The organism is Leisingera sp. ABM4_101, assembly GCF_056158725.1.
On the sequence record NZ_JBSWTV010000002.1, the window covers coordinates 1237657 to 1252878 of the forward strand.

14 protein-coding genes are annotated in these 15222 nt (G+C 62.3%); 9 read left to right on the top strand and 5 right to left on the bottom strand.

Features of this window, described 5'->3' with window-relative positions; translation table 11 throughout:
* Positions 1 to 17: 17 nt before the first annotated feature.
* Together lepB and rnc are read left to right on the top strand one after the other, a co-directional pair.
* Positions 18 to 854: a signal peptidase I gene (gene lepB / locus ACXAEK_RS06990; protein ID WP_475040770.1), complete on the top strand. Its 837-nt coding sequence runs from the start codon at positions 18 to 20 to the stop codon at positions 852 to 854.
* Positions 851 to 1528 (top strand): ribonuclease III, encoded by a 678-nt coding sequence (gene rnc, locus ACXAEK_RS06995; protein WP_475040772.1) that lies wholly within the window; start codon positions 851 to 853, stop codon positions 1526 to 1528. Before lepB ends, rnc begins: the two co-directional genes overlap by 4 nt.
* 3 nt (positions 1529 to 1531) lie before the next feature.
* Here rnc and ACXAEK_RS07000 read toward each other — a convergent pair whose 3' ends face one another.
* Positions 1532 to 2914, bottom strand: a complete 1383-nt coding sequence (locus ACXAEK_RS07000) for a multicopper oxidase family protein (protein WP_475040773.1) — start codon at positions 2912 to 2914, stop codon at positions 1532 to 1534.
* 199 nt (positions 2915 to 3113) lie between these two features.
* Here ACXAEK_RS07000 and era point away from each other — a divergent pair, with 199 nt between their 5' ends.
* The 3 genes from era to recO all read left to right on the top strand — a co-directional run bounded on the left by era (position 3114) and on the right by recO (position 5232).
* Complete coding sequence (gene era / locus ACXAEK_RS07005) at positions 3114 to 4019, top strand: GTPase Era (protein WP_475040774.1); 906 nt, start codon at positions 3114 to 3116, stop codon at positions 4017 to 4019.
* Between the two features lie 88 nt (positions 4020 to 4107).
* Positions 4108 to 4437 carry a DUF1491 family protein gene (locus ACXAEK_RS07010; protein WP_475040776.1) on the top strand — a complete coding sequence of 110 codons (330 nt, stop codon included), beginning with the start codon at positions 4108 to 4110 and terminating at the stop codon, positions 4435 to 4437.
* Positions 4438 to 4506: 69 nt separating this feature from the next.
* Positions 4507 to 5232: a DNA repair protein RecO gene (gene recO / locus ACXAEK_RS07015; RefSeq protein ID WP_475045214.1), complete on the top strand. Its 726-nt coding sequence runs from the start codon at positions 4507 to 4509 to the stop codon at positions 5230 to 5232.
* Here the strand turns inward: recO and ACXAEK_RS07020 are convergent.
* The 3 genes from ACXAEK_RS07020 to ACXAEK_RS07030 all read right to left on the bottom strand — a co-directional run bounded on the left by ACXAEK_RS07020 (position 5216) and on the right by ACXAEK_RS07030 (position 8270).
* A complete protein-coding gene (locus ACXAEK_RS07020; protein ID WP_475040778.1) occupies positions 5216 to 5608 on the bottom strand; it encodes an META domain-containing protein in 393 nt (130 codons plus the stop codon). The genes recO and ACXAEK_RS07020 overlap by 17 nt on opposite strands.
* Before the next feature lie 120 nt (positions 5609 to 5728).
* Positions 5729 to 6403, bottom strand: a complete 675-nt coding sequence (locus ACXAEK_RS07025) for an SGNH/GDSL hydrolase family protein (protein ID WP_475040779.1) — start codon at positions 6401 to 6403, stop codon at positions 5729 to 5731.
* Positions 6404 to 6584: 181 nt separating this feature from the next.
* Positions 6585 to 8270 (bottom strand): acyl-CoA dehydrogenase family protein, encoded by a 1686-nt coding sequence (locus ACXAEK_RS07030; RefSeq protein WP_475040781.1) that lies wholly within the window; start codon positions 8268 to 8270, stop codon positions 6585 to 6587.
* A 145-nt stretch (positions 8271 to 8415) separates the two neighbouring features.
* Here ACXAEK_RS07030 and ACXAEK_RS07035 point away from each other — a divergent pair, with 145 nt between their 5' ends.
* From ACXAEK_RS07035 to ACXAEK_RS07050, 4 genes are all read left to right on the top strand, one after another.
* Positions 8416 to 9183 (top strand): sulfite exporter TauE/SafE family protein, encoded by a 768-nt coding sequence (locus ACXAEK_RS07035; protein WP_475040782.1) that lies wholly within the window; start codon positions 8416 to 8418, stop codon positions 9181 to 9183.
* 24 nt (positions 9184 to 9207) lie between these two features.
* On the top strand, positions 9208 to 10104 hold the full coding sequence (locus tag ACXAEK_RS07040; protein ID WP_475040783.1) for a cation diffusion facilitator family transporter: 897 nt from the start codon (positions 9208 to 9210) through the stop codon (positions 10102 to 10104).
* 70 nt (positions 10105 to 10174) lie between these two features.
* Positions 10175 to 11521 carry a dGTP triphosphohydrolase gene (dgt, locus tag ACXAEK_RS07045; RefSeq protein WP_475045216.1) on the top strand — a complete coding sequence of 449 codons (1347 nt, stop codon included), beginning with the start codon at positions 10175 to 10177 and terminating at the stop codon, positions 11519 to 11521.
* Positions 11522 to 11621: 100 nt separating this feature from the next.
* Positions 11622 to 13427, top strand: coding sequence for a caspase family protein (locus tag ACXAEK_RS07050; protein ID WP_475040785.1), 1806 nt, complete (start codon positions 11622 to 11624; stop codon positions 13425 to 13427).
* A gap of 49 nt (positions 13428 to 13476) precedes the next feature.
* On the opposite strand, the gene ACXAEK_RS07055 is transcribed toward ACXAEK_RS07050, so the two are convergent.
* Entirely contained in the window at positions 13477 to 15075 is a 1599-nt protein-coding gene (locus tag ACXAEK_RS07055; RefSeq protein WP_475040787.1) for a phosphoenolpyruvate carboxykinase, read from the bottom strand.
* Positions 15076 to 15222: the final 147 nt, after the last annotated feature.

Below are 15222 nucleotides of genomic sequence, written 5' to 3' on the forward strand. Positions count from 1 at the left end.
TCAAACCGGAGAGCCTGATGACGGCCAAAGCAAAGACCGGCAGTTCGATCATCGAGACGGTGAAGACCATCGTCTATGCGCTGCTGATCGCCGGTGTCTTCCGCACCCTGTTCTTCCAGCCCTTCTGGATCCCGTCCGGATCAATGAAGGAAACCCTGCTGATCGGCGACTTCCTGTTCGTGAACAAGATGGCCTATGGCTATTCTTATGCCTCCTGCCCAAGTGTCCGCATCCCTGCCGTCGGGTTGAATGTCGACGCCAAGGACATCTGCGGTTTCCTGGATGGCGACAACACCCGCCTGATGGGCGGCGAGCCGGAGCGCGGTGATGTGGTGGTGTTCCGCCATCCGGTGAACGGCAATGACTTCATCAAGCGGCTGATCGGTCTGCCGGGTGACAAGATCCAATTGAAGAATGGCGTGCTGTTCATCAACGGCGAAGCGGTCAAGCTGCAGGATGCGGGTGAGTTCGAGGAAGTGATGGAACGCCAAGGGCCGCAGGGCTCCTTCCCGCGCTGCGAAAACGCCCCGGTGGGCCAGGGTGCCGTCTGCAAAAAATCGCGCACGCTGGAAACCCTGCCGGGCGGCAATGAGCATATTGTGCTTAACATCACCAACCAGGGCATGGATCACACTGGTGTCTACCAGGTGCCGGATGGCCACTATTTCTTCATGGGCGACAATCGCGACAATTCTTCCGACAGCCGCCTGCCGCAGTCAGCGGGCGGGGTTGGCTTTGTGCCGTTTGAAAACCTGATTGGCCGTGCCGACCGGATCATGTTCTCCTCCGCTGGGCGCTCGATGCTCTATTTCTGGACCTGGCGCAGCGACCGTTTCTTCAAGGGGATCCAGTGAAGCTGTCCAAGGAACTGAGTGCGTTTGAGGAGCGGATCGGGCACAAGTTCGCCCGCCCCGAGCTGCTGCAGCGCGCCGTGACCCATGCCTCTGTCTCCTCTTCCACCCGCAAGGACAACCAGCGGCTGGAGTTTCTGGGCGACCGGGTGCTGGGCCTGGTGATGGCCACCGCACTGCTGGAGCATGACAAGACCGCCACCGAAGGCCAGCTGGCACCGCGCTTCAACGCGCTGGTGCGCAAGGAGGCCTGCGCCGATGTCGCCAAGGAGATCGACCTCGGCGCTGTGCTGAAGCTGGGCCGCTCCGAGATGATGTCCGGCGGTCGGCGCAAGCAAGCGCTTTTGGGGGATGCGATGGAGGCGGTGATTGCCGCGGTCTACAAAGACGCGGGCTTTGATGCCGCGGCGGAGGTGATCCTGCGCCTTTGGGGCAGCCGCATCCACAAGGTTGAAACTGACGCGCGCGACGCCAAGACTTCGCTGCAGGAATGGGCGCAGGCGCGCGGCCAGAAGGTCCCAACTTATGTCGAGGTGTTGCGCAGCGGCCCGGACCACGCGCCGGTCTTCACCATCGCCGCACGTCTTCAGGACGGCACCGAAGCGCAGGCCACCGCAGGCTCCAAGCGGCAGGCCGAACAGGCCGCAGCCAAGGCATTGCTGGAAAAGCTCGGCTAGGTCTCAGGCCACCCGGATGTATCCGGCCAGCCCGGTTTTCTGATGCTCGATAACATGGCAATGGAACGCCCAGTCACCGGGATTGTCGGCGACGAGGGCGATCTCTGCCACCTCGTCCTTCAAAAGCAGCAATGTGTCCGTCATCAGCGGCGGCAGTCTGCGCAGGTTGGAACGGATCGGAACGAAAGCCAGCCCGTGCAGGTGGATCGGATGCAGGTTCGGCGACTCATTCCGCAGCCGCAGAACATAGCTCTTGCCGTGTTCCAGCGTAGCCAGCGGGCCGGTGCCCTTGGCTGCATCGCCTGCCCAGGGCGTGCGGTTGATAGACCAGAAGCTGTACCCCATGGAGCCGCAATAACCGTCATTCGGCGGCCCGCCCTCCGGCGTCCAGCCAAAGACGAAGTCATGCACTTCTGCATTTTTCAGGTCCGGCCGGGCAACCGGGTTTGCCGGCAGCGGTTTCAGCTCCCGCAGATCACGATTCAGACTTGCCCCGGCAGACCGCAGCCGCGTCATGATGCGGGTGGGCTGGCCCGGCAGCTCTGCCAGAAGATCCGCCGTCTGCCCTTCGCTGTCAGGCATCCGCGCCGCAATATCCACCCGCTGTCCTGGGCCAACCAGCAATGGCTCCTCAGCTGAGGGCAGGGGCAGCTCCGCCTCTAACGGATGCCCGTCCCAGGCAATGATGCGGGCCTGATCTGTGCTCAGACGCAGCTTGTAAATCCGCGTGGTGTCAGTGTTCACCACCCGCAGCCGCACCAGCCCGCCCGCCGGATGATCATAGACCGGCGCCTGCAGCCAGTTTGCAGTCAGCACATTGCCATGGGTGCCGCCCCGCGCCGCCCCGCGTGCGGTGTAATAGGGCAGGAACACTCCCGCATCATCCAGCCGGAAATCCCGCAGGTTGATGACCTGGTCGGCATCGAACCCTGGATCTTCCGTCTCCCGGATTACCATCACCCCGGTCAGCCCATGCGCCATCTGCGCCATGGTCATGCAATGCGGATGATACCAGTAGGTGCCGGCATCCGGCGGGGTGAATGCATAGTCGAAGCTCTCACCGCCCGCGATCGGCATCTGGGTCAGGTAAGGCACCCCATCCATCGCATTGGCAATCCGCAGCCCGTGCCAATGCATCGCGGTGTAATCCTCCGTGCCATTCTCTACCCGCAGCAGCATCGGTTCTCCTTGGGTGCCAAACAGAACCGGCGGCGGCGCATCCGGCGACAGGCTCACCAGCCCCTGGGTCGGTGTTTCCCGGAAGGCAAAACTGGCAGGCTGGATGGTTAGCCGCTGCGCTCCGGCGGCCCCCGCCAATCCCCAGCCGCCCGCGCCAAGCGCCCCGGCAGTTGCAGCAGTTCCCAGCAGAAAGTCACGGCGGTTCATCAGGCAGGCCCCTTATGTGCACTCAAAGAAAGGCCTGGCTGTCAGAGTGGCTTGGCGCTGCGGTTCTTTCACGGGATTTGCCACAGGTCTTTGACATAGGGCAAGGTTGTGTGACGCCGCCAAAACCCGCCGAAAACGCCTCTGGCCCCTGTGGGTAAATTCCTGTAGAGGCACTGATCTGCAAACAGGACCAGTTGAAATGACCACACGCGCCGGATTCGTTGCCCTGATCGGAGAGCCCAACGCGGGCAAATCCACCCTTCTGAACCGCATGGTCGGGGCCAAGGTCTCGATCGTGACCCACAAGGTGCAGACCACCCGCGCCCGCATCCGCGGTGTCGCGATGGAGGAGGATGCGCAGCTGGTGTTCGTCGACACGCCCGGCCTGTTCAAACCCCGCCGCCGCCTGGACCGCGCTATGGTCGCCGCCGCCTGGGGCGGTGCCGCGGACGCCGATGTTGTGGTGCTGATGGTTGAGGCCCACCGCGGCATCACCGAAGGCGTAGAAACCATCCTCGAAGGCCTTGCGGAAATCGGCGAAGGCCGCACCGCGGCGCTGGCGATCAACAAGATCGACAAGGTGCCGGCCGAAAAACTGCTGGGCCTGACCCAGGAGCTGAACAGCCGTTACACCTTTGCCGAAACCTTCATGATCTCGGCAGAGCGCGGCCACGGCGTCGACGACCTGCGCCAATGGCTGGCGGGCAAGCTGCCGGAAAGCCCCTGGCTTTATCCCGAGGATCAGATTGCCGATCTGCCGATGCGGATGATCGCGGCGGAGATGACCCGCGAGAAACTGACCCTGCGCCTGCACCAGGAGCTGCCCTATCAGCTGACGGTTGAAACCGAGAAATGGGAAGAGCGCAAGGATGGCTCTGCCCGCGTCGACCAGATGATCTATGTGGTCCGCGACGGCCATAAGGGCATCGTGCTGGGCAAGCGCGGCGAGACCATCAAGTCCGTCTCCCAGGCCGCCCGGGCCGAGTTGGAGGAATTCCTGGGCCGCAAGGTGCACCTGTTTCTGCAGGTGAAAGTGCGCCCGAACTGGCTGGAAGAGGCGGAACGCTACTCGGAAATGGGTCTCGACTTCAAGGATGGCAACTGAAGTCCCCCATGCCCTTCCTCTTGCCTGAAATATCCCCGCCGGAGGCTCCCGCAGGCACCTCGGACGCCTGCGGTGGCAGGTGTGCGGCATGACCCGCCTAACAGCCCGTTTCTGGGTTGATGCCTACCTGGCCCGCCTGCGGTTCCAGGACATCCCGGCCTTCATCACCGCCCATGGCGACGACACCGCCGGCGCGGTTCTGGTGAAGCTCAACACGCTGGACGGTCAGGCCTGCGCCTTTCACCGCACCTATGACCTGATGAGCGGTGACCGCACATGGGGCGAGCTGGCATCGGGCGCTGAGACGGATGTCGATGCCTCTGTCCGCCGCCAGCGCGAGTTCGACCCGGATCTCTGGGTGATTGAGGTCGAGGACCGGCAGGGCCGACACCTGCTGGATGAACCCGGCCTGGAATGATCCTGCCGCTTGCAGCCCCTCCGGCAATGCGCTCTGGTAGGGCGGACCGCAGGACAGGGAGGCCGGGTGTTGGAATGGCGTGATCAGGGCATATTGCTATCGGTGCGTCGCCATGGTGAAAGCGCTGCTATCATCGACGTTTTCACCGAAACCCACGGCCGCCATGCAGGCATAGTGCGCGGTGGCGCCAGCCGCCGGATGGCCCCGATCCTGCAGCCCGGTGCACAGCTGGACGTGACCTGGCGGGCGCGGCTGGAGGATCATCTGGGCAGCTATCATGCCGAACCCCTGCGCAGCCGTGCGGCTGCGGCGCTGTCCGGGCGGCTTGCGCTGGCCGGCCTCAACACCGTCACTGCGCTTTTGTCCTTCTGCCTGGCTGAACGCGAACCGCACGCTGATCTTTATACCCGCAGCGAACAGCTGCTGGACCTGCTGGGAAACGACGGCCTCTGGCCGCTCGCCTATCTGCGCTGGGAACTGGCGCTGTTAGAGGAGATGGGGTTTGGACTAGACCTTTCGGCCTGTGCTGTGACCGGCAGCCGCTTCGGACTGGCCTATGTCTCACCGAAAACGGGCCGGGCTGTTTCACGTGAAGGCGCCGGGAACTGGGCGGACAGGCTGCTGCCGCTGCCGCCGGTGATGCGCGGCGAAGGGGCAGCAGAGGATGCGGAGATCGTCCAGGCCCTGCGCACCACCGGCTTTTTCCTGGAGACGCATCTGGCGCCCTCGCTGGGCAGCCACCCGGTGCCAGAGGCGCGCGGGCGGCTGTTGGACCTGCTCAGCCGCCGGCTTTGAACAGCATTTCGCGCCCTGCCCCGTTGCTGAGAATCAGCACATCGCCGGTGACCTCTGCCAGCGTCATTTCCTGCAAGGCTTTCAGGAATGCGGCCTCAGCCTCCAGCTCCGGGCAGGTCGTGCGCGTTACTGCCAGCGGCCCGGTTTCAAACCAGGGGTATGGCGCGTTCTGAGAGCCGTGAAACCGGTTGCAAGGGGCCTGTCCGCTGATCATTCCCGGTTCCGGGAACAGCAGGCTGGCTTTCGCAGGATAGGCGGCTCCGTCCAGGACTTGCAGCTGCCATGTTTTGCCCGCGGCGCCATAGGCAGACAAGGTTTCATCGCCGCCGCAGGCGCCGGCCAGAAGCAAAGCGGGCATCACAGCAGCACGCAGCATCTTTCCCTCCTGTTCGAGTGGTTCAGCGCAGATTGCGAGCCGAGGGCAGGCCGCGCAAGGTCTCCGCCGCGGAAAAAGGCATATTGCAGTGGCGGGTCTGCATTGCGTCGGGTCCCGGCTTTAGTTCGTGCGGATCACTTCGGCGATCTTGCGGCCGATTTCGCTGCTTGCCTTGACAGAAGGGTGGATCATATCGAGCGCGTGATAGGAGCGGTCGCCAAAGGGCACCATGTCCTTGTTCGACAGGAAAAAGATACCCGTGTCCAGCGCCGCCAGCCGTTCGATACGGGTTTCCAGTTCGTTGCCCTCATCCCGGCAGTGCTCAATCAAAGAGCCGACGCCGGGGCTGCGCAGATAGCCGACATAGATGACCTTGGCTCCAGTGGCCCGGAGGTCCGACAGCATGCCGGGGATCGCGCCCTTGCGCCCGTCGGCTGAGATCAGCTTGTCCATCTTGCGGTTGCAGGCAAAGCAGCCGCAGCCCAGCCACAGGTCGTTACCGCCGCCATTGACAACCACCCAGTCCCATTTTCCGGGCGTGTATTGCTTGCGGATTTCCATTCCCGCTGCACCGGAGATCGGCAGCTTGTAGATGATCCGCGCAGCAGAGACTGAGCGATCCACCACCGGTTCCTGCAGTTCGCGGGCCACAGTGTCAGAGATGGAATTTCCGGCCAGGCTGTGCCAAGCCATCAGGGAATCCCCCATGGTCAGGATGCGGGGGGATTGCCCTGAAGGGGTAGACGCTGCGCAGGCGGAAAGCAGCATCAGAAACGGGATAAGGATCAGGCGCATAAAGGTCATGTCCCGTTATTAACCACGAATTGTGAAAGAACGAACAACCGCAGCTGGAAACAGTCTTATTCCAGGATGGCATGGCAAACTGGCCGCAGTCAGCACGCCCCGGTGAGAAAAAGGCCCGGCACGAACGCCGGGCCTGTCAGCAGGCGCCTCAGGGACAGGCTGTTGCGTTGGCTCAGCCCAGCAGGCGGCGGGCGATGACCTGTGCCTGGATCTCAGCAGCGCCTTCAAAGATGTTCAGGATCCGGGCGTCGCACAGCACGCGCGAGATCTTGTACTCCATTGCAAAGCCGTTGCCGCCATGGATCTGCAAGCCGTTGTCGGCTGCCGCCCAGGCAACCCGCGCACCCAGCAGCTTGGCCATGCCGGCCTCCAGGTCGCAGCGGTGGCCGTTATCCTTTTCCCAGGCCGAGAAGTAGGTCAGCTGGCGGGCGATCATGATCTCCACCGCCATCATCGCCAGCTTGCCGGAAACACGGGGGAAGTTGATTAGCGACTTGCCAAACTGCTTGCGCTCCTGGGCGTATTGCATGGCAATGTCCAGCGCTGACTGCGCCACGCCGATGGCGCGGGCGGCGGTCTGGATGCGGGCCGATTCAAAGGTCTCCATCAGCTGTTTGAAGCCCTTGTTCTCTTCGCCGCCCAGCAGGTTTTCGCCCTTCACGTGGAAGTTGTCGAAGCCCAGCTCGTATTCCTTCATGCCGCGGTAGCCGAGCACCTCGATCTCACCGCCGGTCATGCCCTCGGTCGGGAAGGGATGCTCGTCGGTGCCCGGGGTCTTTTCGGCCAGGAACATCGACAGCCCGCGGTGATCGGAGGTGTTCGGGTCGGTGCGCGCCAGCAGGGTCATCACATGGGTGCGCGCCGCGTGGGTGATCCAGGTCTTGTTGCCGGTGATCTTGTAGTCGCCGTTTTCGTCCTTCACCGCGCGGGTGCGCAGGGAGCCGAGGTCAGAGCCGGTGTTTGGCTCGGTGAAGACCGCGGTCGGCAGAATCTCGGCGCTGGCCAGTTTCGGCAGCCAGTTAGCCTTCTGCTCCTCGGTGCCGCCGCAGAGGATCAGCTCGGCCGCAATCTCGGAGCGGGTGCCCAGCGAGCCGACTCCGATATAGCCGCGCGAGAGTTCCTCGGAGACCACCACCATCGAGGCTTTGGACAGGCCGAACCCGCCGTATTCCTCAGGGATGGTCAGGCCGAAGACACCCATCTCGGCCAGCTCTTCGATCACGCTCAGCGGGATCAGCTCATCCTTCAGGTGCCAGTCATGGGCATTCGGCTCGACCTTCTCGACCGCATAGCGGCGGAACTGGTCGCGGATCATTTCCAGCTCTTCCTCAAGGCCGGAGGCGCCGAACATGGTGGAGCCTGCCTGCTCTTCCATCAGCTGGACCAGACGGGAGCGCGCAGCCTGGCTGTTGCCCTGTTCGCACAGCGTCATCACCGCAGGCGCCATCAGCGACCGCTGAGCGTCCTGCGACAGGCCCAGATCCTGCAGGCGGATGATTTCGCCCTGGTTCATCTGGATGCCGCCGTAGACCTGCCACAGATACTCGCCAAAGCCGATCTGATGGATCAGCTGTTCCATTTCGCCGAACTTGCCCTCGCCTTGCAGCTTCTCAGCCCATTTCTGCATCTGGCGCAGCGAATAGACGTAAGTGGCCAGCCAGGACAGCCCGTGCGCGGCGACCTGGTTTTCCTCGATCAGCTTGCCGGAAACGCGGCCCTCGCTGGTCACCATGTCCTTGACGGAGGCACGGGCAGCGTCAAGCAGCTGGTCCAGCGGTTCCAGGGCGGCGCCGGTCAGTGCCAGCAGGTCGGGAATGAGTGTCGGTTTCATCTGCAAGTCCTGTCCGTCATGAGCCATGAATCAGATCCTTCTTCGGTCGCCCGGTGGTAAATCATTTCGCAGGTGCAGCGCAACAAAAATACTCATGGGTGTGTCGTTTGGATCAAATCTTGCGTGTTGATTTTGCCCATGCAGCACGCTGCGGATGTGATAGAGCGGAGGTATGACCGCATTGTTTTCGCTTCTTTCCCTGGCAGAGCTGGCAGCGGCCTTTGGCATCGCGCTGCTGGCGGGCACCGTCAAAGGCCTAGTGGGCTTTGCCATGCCGATGATCTTCATCTCCGGCCTCAGCATGTTCCTGGCGCCGGACCTGGCGCTGGCCGGGCTGATTCTGCCCACGCTGGTGACAAACGGCATGCAGGCGATGCGGCAGGGGCCACGGGCGGCATTGGCCTCGATCGGCAAGTTTCGGGTGTTTTTGCTGATTGGCCTGATGTGCCTGCTGCTCAGCGCCCAGTCGGTGCGGGTGCTGCCGCAGCAGGCCTTGCTGCTGGCAATTGGAGTGCCGGTGACGGTCTTTGCCTTCATCCAGCTGATGGGAAAGACTTTCTCGATCGTCAATCCGACCCGACGCAGCGAGGCCATGGTGGGCGGCATTGCCGGGCTGATTGGCGGGGTGTCGGGTGTCTGGGGGCCGCCTACGGTGGCCTATCTGACTGCACTGGGCACCGAAAAGACAGAGCAGATCCGGGTGCAGGGGGTGATCTACGGCCTTGGCGCAGTGGCGCTCTTGCTGGCGCATGTCGGCTCCGGGGTGATGCGGGCGGAGACGGCACCTTTCTCTTTGGCTCTGATTGTGCCCGCAGTGGCAGGTATGTGGATCGGCGGCCAGCTGCATGACCGGATCGACCAGGTGCTGTTCCGCCGGGCTACGCTGGTGGTTCTGCTGATCGCCGGCCTGAACCTCTTGCGCCGCGGGCTGCTGATATAAAAAGTACAGCTGCGGGGAGAGGGCATGATTCAACGCTTGAGTGCAACGCAATTGGCGACAGGATCGATCCTGATCGCGCTGGCGGTGACCGGGCTTAAAGTTGCTGCCTGGATGCTGACCGGCTCAGTTGCTCTGTTGTCGGATGCGCTCGAATCCTTCGTGAACATCGGCGGCGCTGTGATTGCCTGGTTTGCCGTGCGCTATGCCCAGCGGCCTGCGGATGACGGTCACCCCTATGGCCATCACAAGGCGGAGTATTTCTCTGCGGTGGCCGAAGGCATCATGATCGTGATCGCCGCAGTGGTGATCCTGCATGAGGCTGTGAATGCCCTTGGCCGCCCCTCGGCAGCCGATTGGGGCACGGCGGGCCTGCTGGTCAACGCGCTGGCCATGATCCTGAACCTTGCCTGGGCACGGGTGCTGCTGACCACAGGCGGGCGGCTGAAGTCGCCGGCGCTATCGGCAGGCGGGCGGCATCTGATGAGCGATGTCTGGACCTCGGCCGGGGTGCTGGCCGGGCTGGTCCTGGCCTTGGCCAGCGGCTGGGCTTTCCTTGACCCGCTGCTGGCGCTCCTGGTGGCGGTCAATATCCTGCGCGAGGGCTGGCTGGTGATCGCCTCCTCTGTGAACGGGCTGATGGATACCGCAGCGCCGGAAGCGGAACGCAGGAAGATCGAGGAGATCATTCACCGGATGGCTGCCGGAGCGCTGCAGGTCCACGGCCTCAAAACCCGACGGGCCGGGCAGGCGTTGTTCATCGAATTCCATATGGTGGTGGACGGGGCCATGACGGTGCGGGCCTCGCATGGCATTTGCGATCTTGTTGAGACTGCCCTTCAGGACGCCTTGCCCGAAGCGCAGGTGGTGATTCACGTGGAGCCCGAGCACAAGCTGGAGCCCGCCGGGATCAAGCCGCGCTGAAGCGTTTGCATTTCCGCTGCGCCTGCCGTTTAAGCAGCCTCAAACAGGCACAAGGAGCGGGACTATGGCAATGGAGTGGAACAGGCTGCTGAACCCGGGAAGACTGTGCCGGCCGGAGTTCGAGGAGCTGCCGGGGCGCCCGGCCTATCTGCAGGACTATGACCGCATCCTGTTCTCCGAACCGTTCCGGCGGCTGGCGCAGAAGACCCAGGTGCATCCGCTGTATGAGCACGACCATGTGCATCACCGGATGATTCACAGCCTGGAAACCGCCAGCGTCGGCCGCTCTCTTGGCACTCTGGCGGGGCAGGCCATGCTGAAAGAGGGCTTCATCACGGAGCAGCAGCGCGACGCGATTGCGGGCACCATCCAATCCGCCTGCCTGCTGCATGACATCGGCAATCCGCCATTCGGGCACTCCGGCGAAGACAGTATCGGGGCATGGTTCGCAACTCAGTTCAGGGCAGGGACAGGCGCTGCCGGTTCGGTGGGCCGGGCGCAGCAGGCAGAGTTCACCGCGTTCGAAGGCAACGCCCAGGGGTTCCGCATTGCCAGCCGCCTGGAAATGGCGCGGCGGGACGGCGGTATGCGCTTGTCCTACGCAACACTTGGTGCGTTTATGAAATACCCCTGTACAGCCGAGGCACGCCAATTGGCCGAAGGCGGCTATGTGGGGCTCAAGAAATTCGGGGTTTTCGGGACCGAGGCCAACCATTTTGCGGAGGTCGCCGAAGCGGTGGACCTGCGCGCAGAGGGCAGCGGCGCAGCGCGGCACTGGCGCCGCCATCCGCTCGCCTTCCTCGTGGAGGCGGCAGACGACATCTGCTACCGCATTCTGGATCTGGAGGACGCCGCGACAGTCGGTGACCTGGACAGCCGGCTTGTCATTGATTGCCTGGAGAAAATTGCGGGTAAACCCAACCGGGCGGATGATCCGCAGGCAACCACCCGTGATATCGTTGCCTTCCGCCGCGCCAGTGCAATCACCAAGGCAATCGAGGCCGCGGTTGAAGCCTTCATGGAAAATTACGGCGCCATCATGGCCGGGGATTTCAACGATGGGCTGATGGAGATTTCCTCCAAGAGGGAGGCCTTCGACGAAATGAAGGAGATTTCCAACGCACGGATCTTTACAGCGCTGCGCAAGACCGAGCTGGAAATCAAGGGCCGCCAGGTTCTCTACGCAGTTCTGGATCACTTCCATGAACTTTATTCCGACCTCGGCGGTTGCGGCTGGGATGCGGAAGAGCTGAAAGCCAGGAACGGCTACTGGGCCAAACTGATCCGCACCGTGGACCTGGATCTGCGCGGGGTGGAAGATGCCTATACGGCAATGCATTCGCTGGCGGATTTTGTCTCGGGCATGACCGACCGCTATGCGGTCAAAGTGCGGGATATGGTGGTGGGCAGTCTCTGAAGCGCAATTTCTGACCCTAGGCACCTGACCCGACCCGCCGAATTCGCAGATTTTCGTTTTTGTGCTACCTTGGATTGTGCAGGTTCTGGGAGGCACAGTTATGCGCGTATTCCATGTTTTCATGCAGCTGGTTCTAGCGGCGTATATTTTGCTTGCGGTCTGCACTGCCGGTGCCTTGGCTAAACCGGAAAAGCGGGTAGCCCTGATTATTGGTAATTCGGACTATGCCGCAGTTCCAAAACTCCGAAACCCGGGCCGCGACGCGGCTGATCTTGCGCAAGCCCTGCGGAGGATCGGGTTTGATGTCTCCGAACTTCAGGACCTGGACTACCGCGCAATGCGGCTTGCACTGCGCGATTTTTCCGCCGCGGCTGAACAGGCGGATGTGGCGCTGGTCTATTACGCCGGCCACGGCATCGAAATTGAAAACACCAATTACCTGATACCCGTCAATGCGGAACTCAAAAGCAGCCGGGATGTGGAATTCGAGGCCATCCGGCTAAGCGGTGTTCTGTCCGCCGTTGAAGCCTCCGGCGGCCTGAAGATCGTTCTTGTGGATGCGTGCCGGGACAATCCGTTCCAGCAGCAGATGCAGGTGTCGGATGCTACCAGATCCATCGGCCGCGGTCTGGCGCGGATCGAGCCAAGCGGCGTCCTGGTAGGGTATTCGGCAAAGGGCGGCACGCTTGCGCTGGACGGTGCCGACCGCAACAGCCCCTATGCCGCGGCGCTGCTCCGCCATATCGAGACGCCGGGGCTTGAGCTGGGCAAGCTGTTCCGCCAGGTCCGTGACACGGTTTTTGCTGCCACCAGCGGTGTTCAGGAGCCGTTTGTCTACGGCTCGCTGCCGGGGCATGACATTTTTTTGGTTCCGCCTGTCCCGCAACTGGCTGCTGTTCCTGCTCCAGCCTCTGCGCCTGCTCCGGAGGCTCAGAGTATTGATCTGGAAATTATTGAGGAATTCACCAAGGCGGCGGAGCACAACACCGTCTGGATTTGGAAGCGGTTCCTGAAAGAATACGAACACTACCCCGGCCACCGGCTGGTTGCTCTGGCGGCCCAGCGGCACGATGCGCTCTCCTTTGAGCTGGATCTGCGCCGGGGCTACCGGGTTGCAGAGCCTTGGCTGAAACCCGGAAAGGACGCGTCGGGCACTTACATTCTGACTGCTACCGAAGCGCGTCAGTTTCAGGATGCGTTGAACATGATGGGGTTCGACACCGGTGGTATTGACGGGCAATTCGGCCCCAGAACCAGAAACGCCATAGCCCAAGCGCGCCTCAAGGCTAGATTGACTGGCGGTTCGAACATTGATCACTCTTTGCTGCGCGTTCTGCCGAACGCGCCGCGGATACGAGAGCTGATGCCAAACAAGGCAGAACGTATAGACCCGGATCAATTGCCCAAAGATCTGGAGCCGCGGCTGCGCAAGGCGCTTGGAGCTCTAAACCGTTATGCTGTCATGTTCGATTATTTTCACGGAAATCTGTATGTCGCTGTACATGCGACACAGTTGCGTTGGCACACTATTAACCAGCTCGCTTCTGACGCAGGCGGGCATCTTGTCACCATTTCTTCCGCGCAGGAGAACCAGTTCATCGTTGACCTGTTCAGCCGGGACGCCCGCTTTACTCATGAAGAGGGCGGAACGCTCTACGGGCCGACAATTGGTCTCTATCAGGCAGACCGGCGCTTAGAACCCGCCGGTGGCTGGGCCTGGGTGACGGGCGAGCCTCTGACTTACCGGAAATGGAGCCCAGGCAATCCTGATAATCACCGTGGCCGCCAGCATTTTTCCCGCTTCTATTTGAAACGGCAGATGCGCGGATCATTTTCCCGTCCGCAGTTCTGGGATGATGCATCAGACAGCACTTGGGAGACCGGGCTGATACTGGAGATCGAATAAAAAAGCCCCCGGGCTTGCCGGAGGCTTTTGATTTGAAGTGTCAGGCGGTTCAGCCGATGGCTGCGGCCTTTACGTCCTCGTCGATGAACGGCAGGTACTGCTCGAAGTTGTCGGAGAACATCTGCACCAGCTTGGCCGCCTGGGTGTCATAGGCGTCCTTGTCGTCCCAGGTGCGGCGCGGATCCAGCAGCAGTTCCGGCACGCCCGGCACGTTGACAGGCACGTCAAAGCCGAAGTTCGCGTCCTTGCGGAATTCCGCATCCGCCAGCGAGCCGTCCAGCGCCGCGGTCAGCAGCGCGCGGGTGGCCTTGATCGGCATCCGGCTGCCGGTGCCGTAGGCGCCGCCGGTCCAGCCGGTGTTCACCAGCCAGCAGGTGGCGCCGTGCTGGGCGATTTTTTCACGCAGCAGGTTGCCATAAACCTCCGGGCGGCGCGGCATGAAGGGCGCACCAAAGCAGGTGGAGAAGGTCGGCTCCGGCTCGGTCACGCCGCGCTCGGTGCCTGCAACCTTGGAGGTGAAGCCCGACAAGAAGTGGTACATCGCCTGCGCCGGGGTCAGCCGCGCGATCGGAGGCAGCACGCCGAAGGCATCGCAGGTCAGCATGATGATGTTCTTCGGATGGCCGCCGCGGGCGCTGGCCGATGCATTGGAGATGTAATGCAGCGGATAGGCGCAACGCATGTTGGCGGTCAGGCTGTCGTCGTTGAAATCCAGCTCCTTGGTCTCCGGGTCGAACACCATGTTCTCGATCACGGTGCCGAACTTGGAGGTGGTTGCGTAGATTTCCGGCTCTGCCTCGGGGTTCAGGTTGATGGTCTTGGCATAGCAGCCGCCTTCAAAGTTGAAGGTGCCGTTGTCGGCCCAGCCATGTTCGTCATCGCCGATAAGCACCCGGTCCGGGTCGGCGGATAGGGTGGTCTTGCCGGTGCCCGACAGGCCAAAGAAGACGGCGGTGTCGACCGGGTTGCCCTTGGCATGGTTGGCGGAGCAGTGCATCGGCATGATGCCTTTTTCCGGCAGCAGGTAGTTCAGCAGGGTAAACACGGATTTCTTATTTTCGCCTGCGTACTCGGTGCCGCCGATCAGGATCATCTTGCGGTCGAAGTTCATCGCGATGACGGTTTCGCTGCGGCAATCATGCTTCTTGGGGTCGGCCTGGAAGCTCGGGCAGTTGATGACGGTGAAATCGGCGATGAAATCATCCAGGTCTTCGCGGTCCGGACGGCGCAGCATGGTGCGGATGAACAGGTTGTGCCAGGCCAGTTCGGTGACCATGCGGACGTTGATCGCATGTGCCGGGTCGGCACCGCCCACCAGGTCCTGGACGTAGTAGTCCTTGCCCTTCATATGCTCCAGCATGTCGGTGTAGAGCGCGTCAAAGCCCTCGGCGCTCATTGCGGCGTTGTTGTCCCACCAGATGGTGTCGCGCACGCTGTCGGTTTTCACGACATGTTTATCTTTGGGCGACCGGCCGGTGAATTTGCCGGTGGTGACCAGAAAAGCGCCGCCATTGCCCAGCGTGCCTTCGCCGCGCTGCAGCGCGGCCTCGATCAGCGCCGGCTCCATGAAGTTGTAATAGACATTGCCCAGGCCCTCGATGCCCTGATCCTCGAGGCGGAATTGCGGGTTAACCCGTCCAGATGTCATGCGTTTTTTCTCCTGTGGCGGCGCTGCGGCACGCAGGCTGCGCGGCTGCGCCAATGGGGCAATAGAAAACGGCATCGCTGCCGGTGGCGCGGTCTTAACACGGGGTTTCGGGGGCTGAACAGGCCGTCTGCCCCTAGTTAGCGCCAC

Bases quoted from the DNA above. Each gene is read 5' to 3' on its own strand.
- ACXAEK_RS07010 (WP_475040776.1), top strand. From the start codon at position 4,108: ATGACCCGCCTAACAGCCCGTTTCTGGGTTGATGCCTACCTGGCCCGC.
- ACXAEK_RS07040 (WP_475040783.1), top strand. From the start codon at position 9,208: ATGATTCAACGCTTGAGTGCAACGCAATTGGCGACAGGATCGATCCTG.
- era (WP_475040774.1), top strand. From the start codon at position 3,114: ATGACCACACGCGCCGGATTCGTTGCCCTGATCGGAGAGCCCAACGCG.
- ACXAEK_RS07055 (WP_475040787.1), bottom strand. From the start codon at position 15,075: ATGACATCTGGACGGGTTAACCCGCAATTCCGCCTCGAGGATCAGGGC.
- dgt (WP_475045216.1), top strand. From the start codon at position 10,175: ATGGAGTGGAACAGGCTGCTGAACCCGGGAAGACTGTGCCGGCCGGAG.
- ACXAEK_RS07050 (WP_475040785.1), top strand. From the start codon at position 11,622: ATGCGCGTATTCCATGTTTTCATGCAGCTGGTTCTAGCGGCGTATATT.
- ACXAEK_RS07025 (WP_475040779.1), bottom strand. From the start codon at position 6,403: ATGCGCCTGATCCTTATCCCGTTTCTGATGCTGCTTTCCGCCTGCGCA.
- ACXAEK_RS07030 (WP_475040781.1), bottom strand. From the start codon at position 8,270: ATGGCTCATGACGGACAGGACTTGCAGATGAAACCGACACTCATTCCC.
- lepB (WP_475040770.1), top strand. From the start codon at position 18: ATGACGGCCAAAGCAAAGACCGGCAGTTCGATCATCGAGACGGTGAAG.
- ACXAEK_RS07020 (WP_475040778.1), bottom strand. From the start codon at position 5,608: ATGCTGCGTGCTGCTGTGATGCCCGCTTTGCTTCTGGCCGGCGCCTGC.
- ACXAEK_RS07000 (WP_475040773.1), bottom strand. From the start codon at position 2,914: ATGAACCGCCGTGACTTTCTGCTGGGAACTGCTGCAACTGCCGGGGCG.
- ACXAEK_RS07035 (WP_475040782.1), top strand. From the start codon at position 8,416: ATGACCGCATTGTTTTCGCTTCTTTCCCTGGCAGAGCTGGCAGCGGCC.